The 16,791-nt window shown below is 72.5% G+C and carries 14 protein-coding genes; 7 read left to right on the forward strand and 7 right to left on the reverse strand.

Annotated elements, in window-relative coordinates; all coding sequences use genetic code 11:
* Window positions 1–42: 42 nt before the first annotated feature.
* Entirely contained in the window at window positions 43–2,631 is a 2,589-nt protein-coding gene (gene lanKC / locus ACIP5O_RS26460; RefSeq protein WP_401297314.1) for a class III lanthionine synthetase LanKC, read from the reverse strand.
* Window positions 2,632–2,956: 325 nt separating this feature from the next.
* Here lanKC and uppS point away from each other — a divergent pair, with 325 nt between their 5' ends.
* Window positions 2,957–3,739: a polyprenyl diphosphate synthase gene (gene uppS / locus ACIP5O_RS26465; RefSeq protein WP_401297316.1), complete on the forward strand. Its 783-nt coding sequence runs from the start codon at window positions 2,957–2,959 to the stop codon at window positions 3,737–3,739.
* On the forward strand, window positions 3,736–5,244 hold the full coding sequence (locus ACIP5O_RS26470; protein ID WP_401297318.1) for an oxygenase MpaB family protein: 1,509 nt from the start codon (window positions 3,736–3,738) through the stop codon (window positions 5,242–5,244). Before uppS ends, ACIP5O_RS26470 begins: the two co-directional genes overlap by 4 nt.
* 672 nt (window positions 5,245–5,916) lie before the next feature.
* Here ACIP5O_RS26470 and ACIP5O_RS26475 read toward each other — a convergent pair.
* Window positions 5,917–6,486: a hypothetical protein gene (locus ACIP5O_RS26475; RefSeq protein ID WP_401297320.1), complete on the reverse strand. Its 570-nt coding sequence runs from the start codon at window positions 6,484–6,486 to the stop codon at window positions 5,917–5,919.
* A 225-nt stretch (window positions 6,487–6,711) separates the two neighbouring features.
* Between ACIP5O_RS26475 and ACIP5O_RS26480 the strand changes: the two genes are divergently transcribed.
* Complete coding sequence (locus ACIP5O_RS26480; RefSeq protein ID WP_401297322.1) at window positions 6,712–7,563, forward strand: TMEM175 family protein; 852 nt, start codon at window positions 6,712–6,714, stop codon at window positions 7,561–7,563.
* 234 nt (window positions 7,564–7,797) lie between these two features.
* On the opposite strand, the gene ACIP5O_RS26485 is transcribed toward ACIP5O_RS26480, so the two are convergent.
* Entirely contained in the window at window positions 7,798–8,646 is an 849-nt protein-coding gene (locus ACIP5O_RS26485; RefSeq protein WP_401297324.1) for a LysR family transcriptional regulator, read from the reverse strand.
* A 104-nt stretch (window positions 8,647–8,750) separates the two neighbouring features.
* Between ACIP5O_RS26485 and ACIP5O_RS26490 the strand changes: the two genes are divergently transcribed.
* Together ACIP5O_RS26490 and ACIP5O_RS26495 are read left to right on the forward strand one after the other, a co-directional pair.
* Complete coding sequence (locus ACIP5O_RS26490; RefSeq protein WP_401297325.1) at window positions 8,751–9,494, forward strand: SDR family oxidoreductase; 744 nt, start codon at window positions 8,751–8,753, stop codon at window positions 9,492–9,494.
* Window positions 9,495–9,845: 351 nt separating this feature from the next.
* The gene (locus ACIP5O_RS26495) at window positions 9,846–10,637 is read left to right on the forward strand and encodes a PIG-L deacetylase family protein (protein WP_401297327.1); all 792 of its coding nucleotides are present in this window, start codon (window positions 9,846–9,848) and stop codon (window positions 10,635–10,637) included.
* A gap of 201 nt (window positions 10,638–10,838) precedes the next feature.
* Here the strand turns inward: ACIP5O_RS26495 and ACIP5O_RS26500 are convergent, their stop codons facing one another.
* Together ACIP5O_RS26500 and ACIP5O_RS26505 are read right to left on the reverse strand one after the other, a co-directional pair.
* A complete protein-coding gene (locus tag ACIP5O_RS26500; RefSeq protein WP_401297329.1) occupies window positions 10,839–11,945 on the reverse strand; it encodes a winged helix DNA-binding domain-containing protein in 1,107 nt (368 codons plus the stop codon).
* A gap of 195 nt (window positions 11,946–12,140) precedes the next feature.
* Window positions 12,141–12,701 carry a carboxymuconolactone decarboxylase family protein gene (locus tag ACIP5O_RS26505; protein WP_401297331.1) on the reverse strand — a complete coding sequence of 187 codons (561 nt, stop codon included), beginning with the start codon at window positions 12,699–12,701 and terminating at the stop codon, window positions 12,141–12,143.
* A gap of 67 nt (window positions 12,702–12,768) precedes the next feature.
* On the opposite strand from ACIP5O_RS26505, the gene ACIP5O_RS26510 reads away from it, so the two are divergent.
* Window positions 12,769–13,128 (forward strand): winged helix-turn-helix transcriptional regulator, encoded by a 360-nt coding sequence (locus tag ACIP5O_RS26510; protein WP_401297332.1) that lies wholly within the window; start codon window positions 12,769–12,771, stop codon window positions 13,126–13,128.
* A 323-nt stretch (window positions 13,129–13,451) separates the two neighbouring features.
* Here ACIP5O_RS26510 and ACIP5O_RS26515 read toward each other — a convergent pair whose 3' ends face one another.
* Window positions 13,452–14,351 carry a GNAT family N-acetyltransferase gene (locus tag ACIP5O_RS26515; RefSeq protein WP_401297334.1) on the reverse strand — a complete coding sequence of 300 codons (900 nt, stop codon included), beginning with the start codon at window positions 14,349–14,351 and terminating at the stop codon, window positions 13,452–13,454.
* Window positions 14,352–14,620: 269 nt separating this feature from the next.
* Between ACIP5O_RS26515 and ACIP5O_RS26520 the strand changes: the two genes are divergently transcribed.
* Window positions 14,621–14,899 (forward strand): hypothetical protein, encoded by a 279-nt coding sequence (locus ACIP5O_RS26520; RefSeq protein WP_401297335.1) that lies wholly within the window; start codon window positions 14,621–14,623, stop codon window positions 14,897–14,899.
* Window positions 14,900–15,152: 253 nt separating this feature from the next.
* On the opposite strand, the gene ACIP5O_RS26525 is transcribed toward ACIP5O_RS26520, so the two are convergent.
* Window positions 15,153–16,388, reverse strand: a complete 1,236-nt coding sequence (locus ACIP5O_RS26525; RefSeq protein WP_401297336.1) for a phospholipase D-like domain-containing protein — start codon at window positions 16,386–16,388, stop codon at window positions 15,153–15,155.
* Between the last annotated feature and the right edge of the window lie 403 nt (window positions 16,389–16,791).

Here is a 16,791-nt window from a genome sequence, read left to right on the forward strand (position 1 = left end):
GCCGCCGTACCGAGGGGGTCGTGGGGGGCTCGTACGGTGGCGTCAGGCGGCCACCGGGAGCCGGGGGCGCGAGGAACGGGGCGCCGCCGGGAGCGGGCCGGCAAGCAGGCGGTTCAGGACCAGCAGGACACCGGCCCCGCCACTGGACAGGTCGGCGGTGAACCGCTGCGAACCCGCCCCGAGGAAGCGGACGCCGCGCCGGTACGGAACGGCGTACTTCAGCAGGCCGGTCGCGGCCCGCACGGCGTCCTCGCGGGCGGCGTCCGTGCCGGTGAGTTCGGCGTGCCCGGTCAGGAACCAGACCAGTCCGGCCAGCCCCCGGTACAGGCCCGCCTCCTTCGTGGCGCGGGAGACCCGGATGCCGGTGACCAGCCGCGGCAGTGCCGCGGCGCAGCGCTCGTCCGGCGCGGTGGCCACGTAGCGGGTGAGCACCGCCGCGAGACCGGCCGCGCCCGTGGCCAGGTACGGCATGGCGCGGGTGAACCGCGCGTCGTCGGAGAGGGACAGGGAGCCGTCGTCCAGCGGAAAGGTCCGGTCCAGCTCCTGGTGGAGCAGCAGGCGCCCCGCCTCCAGGAAGCGGACCTCGCCGGTGGCACGGGCCAGGCGGTGGAGGAAGAGGGCGAGCCCCGAGCGGCCGTGCAGCAGACCGCGGGCGTCGTGCTCGCCGAGGACGGCCCGCGGGTCCGAGGTGCGCAGCAGGCCCTCTCCCGCCGCGGCGGCCCGCTCCAGGTGGCCGTTCTCCCCGGTCAGCCGGTGCAGGGCGAGCCAGCCCAGACCGACCCCGGCCCGCCCGCCGGCCAGCGTGGCACAGGAGGCGGTGAGCGGGTGGCCGTCGGCGTCCCGAAGCAGGTCGACGGCCTCGTCCGGCTTGCCGAGATCCGCCAGCACCGGGGCGACGCCGGCCGAGCCGACGAGCAGTCCGGGAGGCAGCGCGCCGCGCAGCGCCAGCGCGTCGCGGCGCAGCCGTTCGAGGATCTCCTCCGGCACCGCGGTCCCGGCGCGGTGCAGGGCGTGCACCACCCCGGCCGTGCCGTAGGCCAGGCACACGTTGTTGGTCCGGAACGCCTCGGGCGAGGGCGGGAACGCCCACTCCGGCCGGTCGGCGTCGGCCGTCTCCAGCAGCCCCGCGGCCACCTCCCGGGCCAGCCGGGTGAGGCAACCGCGCGGATCGGCGTCCACCTCGGCGGGAGAAGGAGGGCGGCCGGGGCCGTCCCGTTCCTCCGCCGGGTGGAACGCGGTCGCCCGCCGCCACAGGTCCTGCGGCGGAGCCACGTCCGCCAGGTCGCGCCGCAACAGCGCGAGGTTGGCGGGCGCGTGCTCGGCGATCTCGTGGCACGGCGCCAGCAGGGCGAGCGCGACCGCCGACGCGCCGTACCGGTCCTGCAGCAGCGGATCGGTGTCGGTCCGGCGCAGGCCGGGCGGCGGCGTGAACCCCGGGGTGCCCATCCCGGACGGGGCTGCGGACAGCGCCGAGGCCGCCTCGAAGTCCACCAACCGGATCCCGCCCGACGGCGTGACCAGGACGTTGCCCGGGCTGACGTCACCGAACCGGTGGCCGGCGGCGTGCAGCCGCTCCAGCGAGGCGTCCAGCCCGGCCAGCAGCCGCCGGCACGCCTCGTAGTACGCGGCGACGGACCCGGCCGTGCGGTCGGCGCGGGCCAGCGGGGTGGACCGGCTCAGCCAGCCCGTCAGCGGCTGCCCCGCGACGTACTCGGTGACGAGGAAGTCGTGCTCCCACTCCGTGAAGTGCTCCAGCGGCTCCGGGGCCACCCCGGGGGCCGTCGCGTGCAGTTCGCGCAGCACGTCGTACTCGTGCCGCAGCCGTTGCCGCGCGTCGGTCCCGTCGAAGACCAGGCCGTTGTGGGCGCGGGCCTCCTTGAGGAAGACGGTGCGGCCGGTCCGCCGGTCGCGGGCCCGGTAGGCGCCCCCGGCGTTGCTCAGGCGCACCGCACCGGTCACCTCGTAGTCGCGGACCAGGATCGGGCCCGCGTGCGGCTCGTCCTCCCGCTCGACGAAGGGGTCCGTGATCCCCGCGGGCAGGTGGAAGGCGGGCAGTCGCGAGTCCGCGACCTCGCGGCCGGAACCGTCGAGGACCGTCCCCTCCCGGGTGCCGTCGGCCCGGAGTCGGCTGCGGGCGCCGTCGAAGGAGCCGTAGCGGTAGTGGACCGTCCGCGAGTCGCGAAAGCGCCGGTCGGTGAGGACGTACGGACCCTCCTCCCCGTCGAGCGCGTCGCGCAGGCGTTCCAGCAGCCGGCGGGCGGTCGCCGTGTCCGGCGGGTAGACGGCGCAGAACTTGCCCGACTGGGCCCGCGCGGCGTGCTTGTGATGGAGGAACAGGAAGAAGAGCCGGGCGCTCAGGTGCTTGAACGGCACGCCCTCGGAGAAGCAGATCCCGGCGACCGTGTCGAGCACGTGCTGCGCCCGGTCCAGCCGCGCCGACACGTGGATCTTCCACCCCTGCCCGGCGAGCCCGGCCCGCCGGCCGCCCCAGACCGTCCAGATGCCCTGGGCGGAGCCGCGCAGACCCGGCGGCACCTCACCGGGGGTGAAGCACGGTCCGGGGTCGGCCACGCCGGTCAGCGGGAGGTAGTACTCCCCGTCCGCGAGCGCCTCGCCGAAGCCTTCGAGCACGGGATCTCCTCACAGAGCGGATGGTGGGCCGCCACCACGGTCCCGCGCGCCGGACGCCGGGACCGGCAGACGGGGCGGCGGTTCGGGCGGCGGTCACGGCCGGCCTCGCCCGCGGACGGATCGGACCGCTCCGGCCGCCGCTCCGGCTCGGACACGAGTGCCAGGGGTGAAGTAGCGGCACGCACGGCACGCACAGGACCGAGCACTGCCAGGCTGCCGTTGGTGATCGCTGCACGGAGGACGCCCCACGAGGCGGGGCCTCCTACGACGCGGGACGGCGTCCGCCCCGGACGCTGAAAGGACGGGCGTGACAACAGGACAGTCCATGAACGAGGCACCCGCCTCCCCTCTGGCCGCTCCCCGGGGCGTCGGGCCGCCCGGGGAGCGCGGTGAGGTGCCGCGCCACGTCGCGTGCGTGATGGACGGGAACGGCCGGTGGGCGGCCCAGCGGTCCCTGCCGCGCACGTCCGGACACCGCGCCGCGGAGACGACGGTCATCGACGTCATCGAGGCGGCGCGTGCGGCCGGGGTGGGCTGGCTGAGCCTCTTCGCGTTCTCCACCGAGAACTGGCGCCGCCCGGACACCGAGATCGACTTCCTGATGCACCTGGTGCGCCGGGTGGTGCGCAAGCACGCCCCGCTGTTGCACGCGCGGGGCATCCGCTGCCGCTTCCTCGGCATGACCGACCCCCGCATCCCACCCGGACTGGCCCGTGACATCGCCGACCTGACGACGCTGACCGACCGGAACCGGCAGATGACGCTGACCGTCGCCTTCGACCACGGCGGCCGCAGGGACATCGTCGAGGCCGCACGGTCGCTGATCCGCAGCGGTGTTCCGGCCGGATCCGTGACGGAGGAGAGCTTCGCCGCGCACCTGCCCTTCCCCGACACCCCGGACGTGGACCTGGTCATCCGCACCTCCGGTGAACAGCGCATCTCCAACTTCATGCTCTGGCAGGTCGCCTACGCCGAATGGGTCTTCCCACCCGCGCTGTGGCCCGACTTCCGCGCACCCGACTTCCTGCAGTGCCTGCACGCCTACCGGCAGCGCGAACGCCGCTTCGGCGCCGTGCCGCCGCCCCAGAACGGAGAACCCGCATCGTGACCACCCCGGACGACCAGCACTCCACGACGCCTCCCGGCGCCGCCGCCGCCGATCACGGCAGCGGGAACGGCGACGCCGAAGAAGAGTCCCTCTTCGGCCCCGGCTCGCAGTTCCACGGCTTCTTCAACGACCCGCGCTGGGCCCTGGCCGTGATCCGGGCCACCGTCCTGGAGGCCGCGCACCCCCAGGTCGGCGCCGCCCTGATCGACAACTCCACCTTCGTCACCCACCCCTGGCGGCGGCTCCGGAACACCCTCACGAGCCTGCAGCGCATGTTCGGGGCCGACGACCACACCCGGCAGAGGGAAGCGGCGCGCCTCAACCGGATGCACGCACGACTGCACGGCACCGACCCGCGGAACCGGCCCTACGACGCCATGGACCCCGAGGTGCGCGCCTGGGTGGTGGCGACCCTGTTCGAGAGCACCGTCACCATGTGCCGGCTCAGCGGACAGCCCCTTGAACAGAAGACCATGGAGCGGCTGTACGCCGAGTTCCAGGCCTTCCAGACCGCCCTGGGGGACCCGGCCCGCCACCTGCCGTCCACCCTCGACGAGTTCTGGCCCTACTACGACCGGGTGGTCGCCGAGGAGCTGGAGAACACCGAGGCGATGCGCATCATCCTCTACAAGCTCTTCGACCACCTTCCCGCTCCGCCGGTGCTGAACGGTTTTCCCGCCCTGTGGGCGACCGGCCGGGCCGTCGCCGGCCCGGTCGTCGGAGCGATCACCGTGGCGTCCCTGCCGGAACCGTTCCGCCGACGGGCCGGCCTCCCCGAGATCGCGGGAGTGCAGACCCTGATGCAGGGCGTCTACCTGGCCGCCGGCCTGACCCGGTTCCTGCCCGAGGGCTGGATCAAGGCCGACAACATCCTCGACCTGCTGACGCTCTCCCCGGACAGCGACGACCCCCGCGCACGGACGGTCAACGCCCTGCGCGACCAGATGAAGCGGGCCGGCGCCCTCATCCGGCTCATCACCCCCATGCCCACGGAACCCGAGCCCGCTCCCGCTCCTGCCGACGAGACGCAGCGCGGCGCGCAGAGGTTCTTCGCCGAAGTCCTCGACCAGACCGGCGACGGATACCTGGACTGGCCCGACCTCGCCGCCATGGCACGCGAGCTCTCCAGCCGCCTCGACCTGGACGAACCCGAGGAGACCAGGCTCTACACGGCCTACGCCGACTGGTGGCGCGAACTCCAGAGCGCCCTCGACGCCGACGGCGACGGCCGCGTCAGCGCCCAGGAGTACGCCGCCGCCGTGCCCTCCCTGGCGGGGCCCGCGCTGATCAGGGTCGCCGAGGTCCTCTTCGACGTCACCGACAAGGACGGCAACCACACCATCGACGCGGACGAATACCGGGCCCTGTTCCGGACCGCCTTCCGCCGTGACACCGCCGGCGCCGACGGAACCTACAGCCGCAGCGCCTTCATCAACGATTTCCTGTCCTTCATGTCCGGCCGTCGGCGCACCACCCCCTACGACCCCCTCCTCGCCGACGCGTAACCGCCCGGGCGCCGACCGAAGACGGCGCCCTTGTACGGGGTACGGCTGCTGCACGAGCGGCCGTACCCCACGACCGGCCCGCCCGTTCGGACGGCGCGCACAGAACCGAAGCCGACCGCCCGGTCCGCCACGAACTCGTACGCGTGCTGTTCGGGCGGGGTCACGCCACTGGTTCAATGCTCACGGCGACGGACCGGCGGCGGAGACGGACCGCCAGGACCTCCCTCCCGACGAGCGTGCCGACCGGACCGCTCCCGGCACGCTGTGCGGCCTGCGCCCGTGCCGCGGCAAGGGGTCGAGGAAGTCTGCGCGATGTGCGCCCCCCACATTCGCCACGCCCGGATCCTGGCCCGCGCCGCGGCCCCCACCAGACGTACCGCCGCCAAGCCGGTCACCCGTGCCCGGACGCTTCCGCGCCCGGGCGTACCGAACCTGTTCTCCTCGGCGGGCGCCGCCGTCGACGCGGACACGGTTCGGCGCCCGCGCAAGCCGCGCCGCCGCCCTCACCGTCAGGGCTGACGCACACGCTGCCGCAGCAGGGAGCGGTGGACGAGCAGGAGATCTGCTCTCCGGGTGCGGGTGGGGCCGGGTGCTCTCGGCCGGGCGATCCCCATAAGGCGCCTCCAGGGCCCTCTCGCCGGCCCCGTTCGCCCGCTCGACCCGAGGTCCAGGTCAGCGGGGCGCGGGAAGGACGAGGTTTCCGGCCCGCCGAACCTTTTCGACGCAGGCGTCGTCGAAGGCGTCGAGGGTGAGCGTGCGGTTGTCGCCGAACAGTCGGTACTCCATCACCAGGGTCCAGCCGCGCTTCTTGAACGTCGCCTCGACCACATCGACCGTGCCGTCCGGCGCCGTCCGTTCCTCACGCTTCTTACGCTCCGTCCACCCCCGCCCGATCAGCGCGTTCGCCACGGCATCGGTACGGGCCACGTCCAGCGTGGGAGCGGCCGTGCCGAATCCCCTGTAGGTGACAAAGCACGCCGGCAGCGTGCCGGGCTCAGGATCGGCCGGGGTGCGTGCCCGGTCCGGATCGTTCGGCGGGGCCCCGGTGTCGGCCGTCACGCTGTCGATCAGCAGACGTATCTTCGCCCTGGTCAACGGCCCGGAGTCCTCCGCCCGCGGCGACGCCGCGGCCGCGGCCTTGACCGCCTGCTCCTTCTCCCGCCCACTGTCCTGGCTCTGGCAGCCACTGACCCCCGACAGCACCGCCAGCATGCCGACGACCGCCCACCCCGCCCTGCTCACGCGCATCTCCCTTCAGGAACACACGAGCCGTGTGCCCCTGCGACCAGGGGATTGTGCCACGCAGCTCCGACGCCCTCCTTCCCGGCGTCGGCGGCGGGTTCGCATCAGTCGCGTCCCGCAGGGCGGAACGCTTTCCCGGTCGCCTCCGCGCCCTGTCCCGCCCGGCGGCGCTGGAGGCCGCCGGGGGAGAGGCCCTCTCACCTCCAGGTCCGGGACCTCACCGACGTGGCCATCGTCGTTCTCGTGCACGGCTCCGACGTCCTCCTCCTCGGCGCGGACGACTTCAAGACCCTCGTGACCACGCTCTGCCCGGAGACGGACCGCGCCGACGACGACGGCGTGCCCCCGGTCGGCGTAATCCACCGTCCCGGTCCCGGCGGGGACCAAGGTGTCGGGGTGGACAACGCCAACCTCCCGGCACCGCGCACGGAGCGTCTGATCACTCTCTCCGACGGCATCTTCGCGATCGCGATGACGCTCCTCGCCCTCGACGTGAGGGTCCCGCCGGACCTGGGTACCGAGCAGTTCCACGAGGCGCTGCGCGCGTCCCTGCCGTCGCTCGCCGCGTACGGGCTGTCCTTCCTCATCTGCTGCGTCTTCTGGCGGGACCAGCGGCAGATCCTGTCGATGGCCGCCACCGTCGGCGGCATCCCGCAGTACCTCGCGCTGGCGGTCCTCGCCGTCATCGCCATCGTGCCCTTCCCGACGTCGATGCTGGCCGAGTACGGGGCCCGCGAACCGGTCGCCGTCGCCGCCTACGCCGCCACCATCTGCCTGGTCGACCTGCTGCAGTTCGCGATGTTCGCCACGCTGCGTACGCGCCACGGGGTCCGGGCGGTGGGGGAGTGGGGGGACACCGCCGTCGATCTCGGTGCGACGATCCTCGTCTTCGGACTTTCCGTGCCGCTCGCCTTCGTCGCCCCGCACGCGGCGCTCTGGTTCTGGCTGGCGCTCTTCCCGGTGAAGGTGTTCCTCGGGCGGCGCGAACAGCGCAGGGCGGCCGCCGCGCACAAGGACGGCACCGCGACCGGAGGCACGGGCACCGAGGGACCGGAGGGCGACGAGAAGCGCGGATGACACCGGATGCGTCCGCCGCATGCGGACGCGCCCCTCCCATGACGGCCCTCTCGGTCTACGGACCGTAGACGCTGCGGGTGACGGCGAGCGGCTGTGCGATCCGCTTGTACGCGGCGAACCCGGCCGGGTCGAACACGTCGGCCGTTCCGGGCCATGAGGTTCGGACAGCCGGCCGCGATCCGACCTGCTGCCCGCGTGGCGATCCGCGCGTCGCCGCCGTTCGGGGCAGGCCCGTCACAAGGTGGTGGCGGCACGGACCAGCCCCGCGACCGCCGTCGAGCGGCTGTGCGGGGGCCAGGCGATGACCGTGGTGACGCGGGGGGCGTCGGGGACGGGGACGGCGACGAGGCCCTCGTGGAGGCCGGTGCGGATCGTTTCCGGGACGATCGCGCAGGCACGGCCCAGGGCGATGAGCTGGGTGAGCTGCGTGTGGTCGCGCACCTGCGGTCCCGGGCCGTCGGGGAAGGTTCCGTCGGGACGCGGCCAGCGGGGGAGGGGCAGGTCGGGAAGGTCGGTGACCTCGGCGAGCCGCAGGTGGGGACGGACGCCGAGGGGATGGCCCGCCGGGAGGACCGCGACCTGTCCCTCGGTGTGCAGGTCCTCGGTGTCGAAGCCGGCCGTGTCGTCGAACGGCCGGTGCAGCAGGGCCACGTCGGCCCGGCCGTCGCGCAGCACCCTCGCCTGCTCGCCCGGTCCGCACAGTACGACGTCCACGGCGACGGCGCCGGGTTCGGCGGCGTAGGCGTCGAGGAGTTTGGCCAGCAGCTCGCCGGAGGCGCCCGCCTTCGCGGCGAGGACCACGGAGGGCCGGCCGGCCACGGTGAGGGCGGCCCGGCGGGTACGCCGCTCGGCGGCCTCGACGGCGTCCAGCGCCACCCGCGCCTCCCGCAGCAGCACCGCCCCGGCCTCGGTCAGGGCGACGCCCCGGCTGCCGCGCTCCAGAAGGAGCGCGCCCAGGCGCCGTTCGAGCCCGCCGATCGCCCGCGACAGCGGGGGCTGGGCGATCCCGAGCCGTTGCGCGGCCCGGCCGAAGTGCAACTCCTCGGCGACCGCGACGAAGTACCGCAGCTCACGTGTCTCCACCCCGCCAGCGTAACCGCCCCCACCGGCGGTGATACCCGGGCGGTATCGCCGCCCACCCGATCGGTCTTGGACGCCCCACCGTGCGCGGGAGCAGCATCGGGACCATGAGCGAGAACAACACCGTGAACCGAAGGAAAGTCGCCCTGGTGACCGGGGCCAACAAGGGCATCGGATACGAGATCGCCGCCGGGCTCGGCGACCTCGGCTGGTCCGTCGGGGTCGGCGCGCGCGACGAGGAACGGCGCGAAGCCGCCGTGGAGAAGCTGCGCGCGGCCGGAACCGACGCGTTCGGCGTACCACTGGACGTGACCGACGACGCGAGCGTGACGGCGGCGGCCCGGTTGCTGGAGGAACGGGCCGGACGGCTCGACGTACTCGTCAACAACGCGGGCATCACCGGCGGCGGACCCCAGGAACCCACCACCGTCGACGTGAACCGGGTGCGGGCGGCCGTGGAGACCAACGTGATCGGGGTCATCCGCGTCACCAACGCCCTGCTGCCCCTCCTGCGCCGCTCGCCCTCACCCCGGATCGTGAACGTCTCCAGCAGCGTCGGCTCCCTCACGCTCCAGACCACTCCGGGCGTCGAAACGGGCCCGATCTCCGTCGCCTACTCACCGTCGAAGACGTTCCTCAACGCCGTCACCGTGCAGTACGCCAAGGAGCTGGCCGACACGAACGTCCTGATCAACGCGGTCTGCCCCGGCTACACCGCGACCGACCTCAACGACTTCCGGGGAGTGCGCACCCCACGGGAGGGCGCGGCCTCCGCCATCCGGCTGGCGACCGTACCGGACGACGGGCCGACGGGCCGCTTCTTCGACGACGGTGGCGAGGTGCCCTGGTAAGGGCGATCGGCTCACCGGACCATCCCGTACGGGGCACGCTCCGGATGGGCCGGAATCATCCACGGGGTGACCACCGGACGAATGTGCAGCCACCGTCTGCCACGAGCAGGCCGGTCATCCGCCCGGCCGACGAACGCGCATCGACGCGAACGGCGATGTCACGCTCAACGGCAACAACCACCCGCACATGAAAATGAGCGGTGACTTACGGCCCGTCCTTCTCCCGCCCCGTACCGATCTGGGAGCAGCACCGGCCCTTTGCGGTTGCGCGTCTTCACCCGTGCGTGCGGGAGCATGGGCGAAGACGCGCGCCTCTGCGGATCGAGGAACACGAACCGCCACTATCGGTGCATGACGACGAGAGACGAAACGGGCGCCTCCGGCCGGCGGGACACGCTGCCGCCGCTTCCGGAGGACTGGGAGCGATGTCTGGCCGTGGCGGCGCATCCGGACGACATCGAGTACGGTGCGGCCTCGGCCGTCGCCCGCTGGACCGCTCAGGGCAAGCGGGTGACGTATCTGCTCGCCACGCGTGGTGAAGCGGGCATCGACGGTCTGCACCCCGCCGAGGCCGGACCGCTGCGCGAGGCCGAGGAGCGGTCCGGAGCCCGCGAGGTCGGCGTGGACACGGTGGAGTTCCTCGACCATCGCGACGGCGTGGTGGAGTACGGCCTCGATCTGCGCCGCGACATCGTGCGCGCGATGCGCCGGCACCGGCCCGAGGTGGTGGTGACGGGCGCGTTCACCGTGCGGATGATCGCCGGTGTCACCAACCAGGCCGATCACCGCGCGGTCGGCCTCGCGGCCCTGGACGCCGCGAGGGACGCGGGCAACCGCTGGATCTTCCCGGAGCTGGCCGACGAGGGCCTCGAACCCTGGGGCGGTGTCCGCCTCGTGTGCGTGGCGGGCCCCGAACACCCCACCCACGCCGTGGACGTCACCGGAGAACCCCTGGAACGCGGCATCGCCTCGCTGTCCGCCCACGTGGAGTACACCAGAGGGCTGGGGGAGCAGAGCTTCGCACCCCGCCCGTTCCTGACGTGGGCGGCGCGGATGGGCGGCCCCGCGCTCGGCGTCGAGGCGGCGGTCCTCTTCGACGTGCACCACCTGGCGTTCGAGGGGAAGCCGCCCTGGGAGGAGTAGGCACGCCGCGCGCAGCCCGTCGGGCGGCGAACCGCACGAAGACGTCCGACCCCGTCGTCCGACTGGCCGCGTCCGTCGAGGCCGGCACGTTGTCGACGGCGGTGGCCGCGAGCCCGGCGCGGATCGCGGTGAGGGGAAGGGCGGGACGGCGGCCCTTCCCCTTCCTCGTGGGCGTGTCCGGGCGGCCCCGCCCCGCGTGGTTCAGTCGAAGCGGACGGAGGGCGTGCTGTCCGGCGCGGTGGCGAAGGCGAGCAGTTCCTCACCCTCCAGGACGAGCGCGTCGCGCTCCTTCCTCGTCAGCGGCGCGAACGGCTCCAGCACCAGGACGGCTTCCTTCCGCCGCTGCTCGATCCGCCAGATGCCGCGGACGAAACCGTCCACGAGGAAGGTCGCCCGGACCAGACCGTTGCGGGTGAAGACCAGTCGGCGCTGCTCCTCGGTGAGGATGCGGCCGCGGTCGGCGTGGGAGAGCAGGATGTTGTCGAACTCGGGCAGGTACCGCACGGGGACCGGGAGGTCGGGGCCGGGCAGGGGCGCGTCCAGCACGTCCAGGAGCTCTACGCCGTTCTCGTCGCGGAAGCTGCGCAGCCGCGGGCGCAGTCGGCGCAGGGATTCGGCGATCCTCGTCATCCCCGACCAGGTCTGCACGTCCTTTACGGACGCCGGTCCGAACGCCGCCAGATAGCGCTCGACCATCGCGTCCGGGGACGGATCTGCCGCGAGAGGGCGGCCGAGCCAGGACTCGGCCGTGGTGTGCGCCGCCTGCCCGCTCTCACCCCAGAGCCCGCGCGGTGGCACCTGCACGAGCGGTGTCAGGTTGCGTACGGCATTGGCCAGGGCGAACGGGTCGCGCCCGGGCCGGCGTTCCGCGAGCCGGATGCCGAGCCCGCTCAGCGTGAGGGGTTCCTCCTCGACCAGCTTCCGGCCCAGCTCCGCCACCTCCGCCAGGTCGAGCCCTTCGAGCTTGCGGCCGAAGGTGCCCTGGAGACCCTGGGCGAGAGCACCGGCGAGGACCGGCCGCAGGGCCAGGCAGTCGTCCGCGGTGACGAGATGGATGGTGCCGCGCATCAAGGCGACCCGCACCACCTCGCGGCTCCGCACGAGTCCGGCGAGGTCCTCGATGCCGAAACCGGACAGCCGTGTCCACAGCCCGATGTAGGGCGGGCCGGGGGCCTGGGCCTGCATGCCGACCAGGCGTGCGATCGCCGTGGCGGGCGTCGCGTCCACCCGCTCGGTCAGCATCTGACGGGCCAGCAGGCTCCTGTTGAGTGCCCGGCGGTCCAACACGTTCGGGTCCCCTGCAGCCATGGTGGCGGATCCTCTCACGCGGGCCCCCACAGCGAAAGCGAGGCAATGCGGACCGGACGGATTCCCCCTCGGCCGGCCCTCACCGTGCTCCCTGCCGCTGCGCAGCGATCAGCGTCCATTGACAGGGGCCTCCTCCGGGATGGTCTCGTCGCCTGAAGGCTGTCCCACAGTGTTGGACACCGGCAGGGACGGTGGTCACCGCGCCGGGAATGGGACGCCCCAGGTCTCCTCCTCCAGAAGGAGCCCGTTGGCCAGGTAGCTGATGGTTCGGTACCAGCCGGCCAGCACGAGGAACTCCAGGAGTTGGGCGTCCTCGTAATGGGCGCACAGGGCGTCCCAGACGGGCTGCGGGAGTTGCGCCGTGTCGTGCAGTGCGTCGACCGCGTCGATCAGTGCCGCATGGTGCGGCAGCCACGGAAAACTGGTTGCGGTGTCGATGCGGGTGGTCGCCCGGATTTGTTCCACGCCGAGTCCGGCTTGCCGGGCGAGGGTCGCGGCATGGGCGCCCCATTCGTACGCACAGCCCGAGCGTGCGGTCACTCGCGCGATGACGATCTCGCGATCGAGGGCGGGGAGAAGCCCGTGCCCCAGTAGACCGGCTCCCAGCACGAACATCCGTGAGGCCAGTTCCGGGTTGCGATGCAGTACCCGGAACAACGCGAGCGGCTCGTGCGGTACGCCGGGGGGCATCCATCGGCGGAGCGCCTGGTCGATGGACGCGGGGTACGGCGGGGTGAGCGGTTCGATGCGCGGCATGGCACACCTCCTGCTTCGGTTTTCGCATCAGTATGATGCTTCTAAAATAGAAGCACAAGGAGTGGGAATGGAAGCCAGAACGCCCCGGCCGGGCGTACCGGTACGAGGATCCGAGTCGGGTCGTCCGGTCATGGCCGCACTCGACCTGCTCGGGCGGCGTTGGACGCTGCGCATCCTGTGGGAACTGAGCCAAGCCCCGGCAGGCTTTCGTGAGCTGCAGCGCCGTTGTGAGCGCATGTCCTCCAGTGTGCTCAGCACCCGGCTCAACGAACTGACCGGCGCCCGCCTCCTCGCTCTGCACGGCGACGCGTATCACCTCACCCGGCTCGGCGAGGGTCTCGTCGAAGCGCTCAGCCCACTGAACGCCTGGAGCCGACAGTGGGCAGAGGAAACGGCCACCGGCACGACAGAAAGCCCCGAGGGGTAACAGCGGGCGACACCAGGCCGGGAGGGGCGGTGGTCGACGGCACGACCGCGCTGAGCGGTGGCCCGGCCGGTCTGACGCAGCAAACCGACAGCGACCACGCGCACGCCCTCGTCCCAGCCGCCCTCGAAGCGCGCTCCTCGACTCCGTCGGAGGCACTGCTCTCCACGACCCAGCGTGGACTGACGGCGAGACGGCGGCCACCCCGCAGCGTAGATCCCGCGCGTTCACACGGTGGGCCGGCATGCCGCCGGGCACTGGCAAGCGGTCCGGGCCTGCTCCTCGGACCGGGCCGGACCGGACCGCTCACTGCGTGTTACTCCTCGTTAGGCCGCTTGGCCCGCCGGATGGAAGTTGATGCGTTCACGGATGACGGGGAAACCGGCCTTGGCGAAGTTCGCGGCCATGGGGAAGTTGGCCTGGTCCGTCGCTCCGCCGATGAACTCCGCGCCCTGCTCGACGAGGAAGTGGGTGCACTCCGCGAGGAGGTCGTAGGCGTAGCCACGACCGCGCTGTTCCGGGACGACTCCGATGAAGCCGATGGTCGGGCCGGAGGGGTTGTGGGCCGGGATGTGGATGCCGGCCAGGTCGCCCTCCGGCGTGTGTGCGGTCTGCCACCATTCCCGTGGGGAGGGGCACCAGTGGAAGAAGTCGAGTTCCTCCTGGGCGGCCCGGTCGAGGCCGTTCTCCTCGATGGTCCTGAGCGCGTGGGCGTCCAGGGTGACGGAGTGGATGCGGCGCAACGCGTCGAAGAACACGGTGTCGTCGGGTTCGGCGCTGAAGCGCAGGCGTCCGGGGCGCTCGGGCAGACCTCGCTCCGGGGTCCAGCGGTACAGGAAGCGTTCCACCAGGAGTTCGTACCCCGCGGCTCGTGCGGCGGCGAAGCGCGCCTCGGCACCGGCGCGCAGGTCGGTCTTCTCCCGCCAGCCGCCGGGGAGGTTGATCTCGAGTTCGACCTGCCAGGGAGCGGAGCGCAGGAGTTCGGCCCCGGCCTCCTCCTCGCCCTCGGCCACGTCGAACCAGTTGATGTTGACGGGCTCCGAGTCGTCGGGGCCGCCCCACCACGCGCCGCGTGCGACGACCTCGCCGTCGCGCAGGGCGACGCGCTTCCAGTCGGGGCGGAACCGGGTACGCCGGTGGCCTTCACGGGCGCCCAGGGGGTCGGGGAGTGCGTCGAAGAGATGGGCGTCGCTCGCGGAGAGCGCGCGGATGACCGGATCGGTCATGGATTCCTCCGGGATACAGGCTGCTTGGAGCGCTCCCGGTCAGAACTGACGAACCACGCCGGGATAGCGGAAGAGGGAGCGCTGGAAAGGTGTGAACTGCACGGCACTCGCCTCCTTCCGTCCGTTTCAGGGCGTGAAGCCACACGGTACGTGATCTTCTGCGGGACCGTCCACGGATTTTCGCGCCCCTTGAAGGAGGGGTTCGCGGGACGACGCAGAGCACCCTCAAGGGCCCCGGGGACCTGAGCGGACCGCAGTGCTCCAGCTGTGTGGATCGTGCTCTTGCCGGTGGGGCCGGTACGAGAACATGTGCGGTCGCTGTCGCGCCCGACGGTACCGTCGCCGCCGGCATCGACAACTCCTACGGCCCCGACGTCCACCTCTTCGCCCCGAGTGCTGCCGCGCCCTCCCGGGTCGTCGACCTGGACCCGGGCACCGCTCCGGGCCTGCGTCCGCACGGGTTGGCCTGGTCCCCGGACGGCAGCCGACTGTTCGCCTTGACCGGGGAGTACGGCGCCGCGCTCATCCTGCACGTGATTCACGTCTGACCGCACCAGACCGGGCCGGGCCGGGCCGGCCCGGTCGAGGCGGGCGGTGCACACCCCGCCCGCCTCGCGCGCGGCGCCCCGTTGACGCAGGACGCTCACCGGACCCACCGGTCGCAACGGTCCCGCCGGCCCGAACGCCGCAGGCAGGACCACCTTGACGACCGCCCCCGACGGCCGGGGAAGCCCGGAAGGCTGCCGTCCTCCTCCCCCCCGCCCGAGCCCGGTCCCGGTGCCGGCGCTTCTGTGGGCGGGGTCAGTCCGTGTCGTCGCTCTTGCAGACGGCGACGTTGTCGCTGGTGCCGGGCACCGCGGCGGACTTGACGGCCTGGAAGTTCGCCTCGAAGGCGTCGTACACGGAAGGCGTGGTGACCCGCAGCAGCGCCTCGTCGTTGTTGCGCAGGGCCGGCCCGCTCCAGTTGTGGCTGCCGGTCCACATCACCTTCTGGACCTCGCCCGCGTACATGCCGTCGACCATCCAGTTCTTGGAGTGCACGATCCGCCGCGGCGTCGTCGCGTCCGCGTCGTCGTCGTGCTGGTAGCAGCGGTTGGTCAGACCGGAGACGCCGTGCAGGGCGTTCCACGTACCGGCGTCCGTCTCGCTGTAGACCAGGTCGACCAGGCACCCGGACCTGGCCAGCGCGGCCAGCTTGTCGGCGACGGCCTGACGGGTGATCTTGAGCATCGCGGCGCGGACGGTGGTGCGGTGGGCACCGGAAGAGTCGGTCCAGCGGCACGTGACGTTGTCGAGGGCGTTGACGACGGTGTCGGTGCTCTCGTCGCTGCCAGCGCGGGGGAAGAAGTAGTACTTGTAGTCGCCCGCGTTGCCGTACGTGTACGACCAGGCCGCGCGGTTCTGGGCCGGGAGCTTGGTGAAGTACGCGACGTAGCCGGCGTAGAGCTCGTCGTTCCCGGCAACGGTGAGCGAACTGTTCCAGTAGCGGCTGTAGTTGGACGGGGTCAGGTTCGACGTCAACTGGACGGTGACGTTCTTCTGGGTGCCGCCCGCGACGCTGCTCGCCAGCAGGAACTTGTTGTGGTTGATGCCGGTTCCGGCCGGGCCCAGGCACGAGGAGCCGGAGGCGCACAGGGCCACCCACGACGCGGCGGAGGTGCTCGTGCCGAGCGCCGCCCGGAGCGTGTCGTAGGAGGAGGGGTAGTCGAGGGTGGTGCGGTCCAGGACGACCCGGACGTTCACGCCGCGGTTCTTGGCGGCGACGAGATCGGCGGCGATCGTGTCGTCCCAGAGGTGGTACATGGCGAGCCGGACGACCGAGCCGCTGTCCGCGTTGGCGATGACGGACCTCACCTGGGAACGGATCGCCTGCTGGGCGGCGGTGTCACCGGTGGGGCGGTTGAAGACCGGCCCGGTGGCGACGGTCGCGGCGTCGGCGCTGCGCGCGGGTATGAACAGCGCGGCGAGGACGGCGAAGACGAGCAGGACACCGGCCCCACCACGGCCCGTGACGCTTCTGACGTGCGGTGCTCTCATGCTGTGTTCTCCCTGGTCGCGAATCGGTCATCTCCCGGTTGCACATGCGCACGCGCACGTGTACATGACAGACGGAAGGCGAGGGTAGCGGACCGCGGACACGGCCCCCAGGGTGCGATCGCCGTCCCGCCCGAGTGCCTCACCCCGACCTGCGGGACGGTCACGGCAACCGTGCGCGACCGACCGGACGGGGAAGCGCGCGAGAGTGTCACGGCCCGTCAGGACTGCCCCGGACACCGGGGTCGAGGGGCCCCGGCGGCGCGAGTGGAGGCGGTGGTGGCGGCGCGCGGGCTCGCGGACGTCGCGACCAGATCCAGCCGGAGCGCGGCGGCCGTAAGCGCAAGGTGGTCTCGCATGCGGCTGTCGTGCCTGTTCGAAACACGAACGTTGCTCCTCACCCCCT

It is taken from the genome of Streptomyces sp. NPDC088915, assembly GCF_044749825.1.
In the GTDB taxonomy this organism is placed as follows: Bacteria; Actinomycetota; Actinomycetes; order Streptomycetales; family Streptomycetaceae; genus Streptomyces.

Bases quoted from the DNA above. Each gene is read 5' to 3' on its own strand.
- uppS (WP_401297316.1), top strand. From the start codon at position 2,957: ATGAACGAGGCACCCGCCTCCCCTCTGGCCGCTCCCCGGGGCGTCGGG.
- ACIP5O_RS26490 (WP_401297325.1), top strand. From the start codon at position 8,751: ATGAGCGAGAACAACACCGTGAACCGAAGGAAAGTCGCCCTGGTGACC.
- ACIP5O_RS26495 (WP_401297327.1), top strand. From the start codon at position 9,846: ATGACGACGAGAGACGAAACGGGCGCCTCCGGCCGGCGGGACACGCTG.
- ACIP5O_RS26500 (WP_401297329.1), bottom strand. From the start codon at position 11,945: ATGGCTGCAGGGGACCCGAACGTGTTGGACCGCCGGGCACTCAACAGG.
- ACIP5O_RS26505 (WP_401297331.1), bottom strand. From the start codon at position 12,701: ATGCCGCGCATCGAACCGCTCACCCCGCCGTACCCCGCGTCCATCGAC.
- ACIP5O_RS26510 (WP_401297332.1), top strand. From the start codon at position 12,769: ATGGAAGCCAGAACGCCCCGGCCGGGCGTACCGGTACGAGGATCCGAG.
- ACIP5O_RS26515 (WP_401297334.1), bottom strand. From the start codon at position 14,351: ATGACCGATCCGGTCATCCGCGCGCTCTCCGCGAGCGACGCCCATCTC.
- ACIP5O_RS26525 (WP_401297336.1), bottom strand. From the start codon at position 16,388: ATGAGAGCACCGCACGTCAGAAGCGTCACGGGCCGTGGTGGGGCCGGT.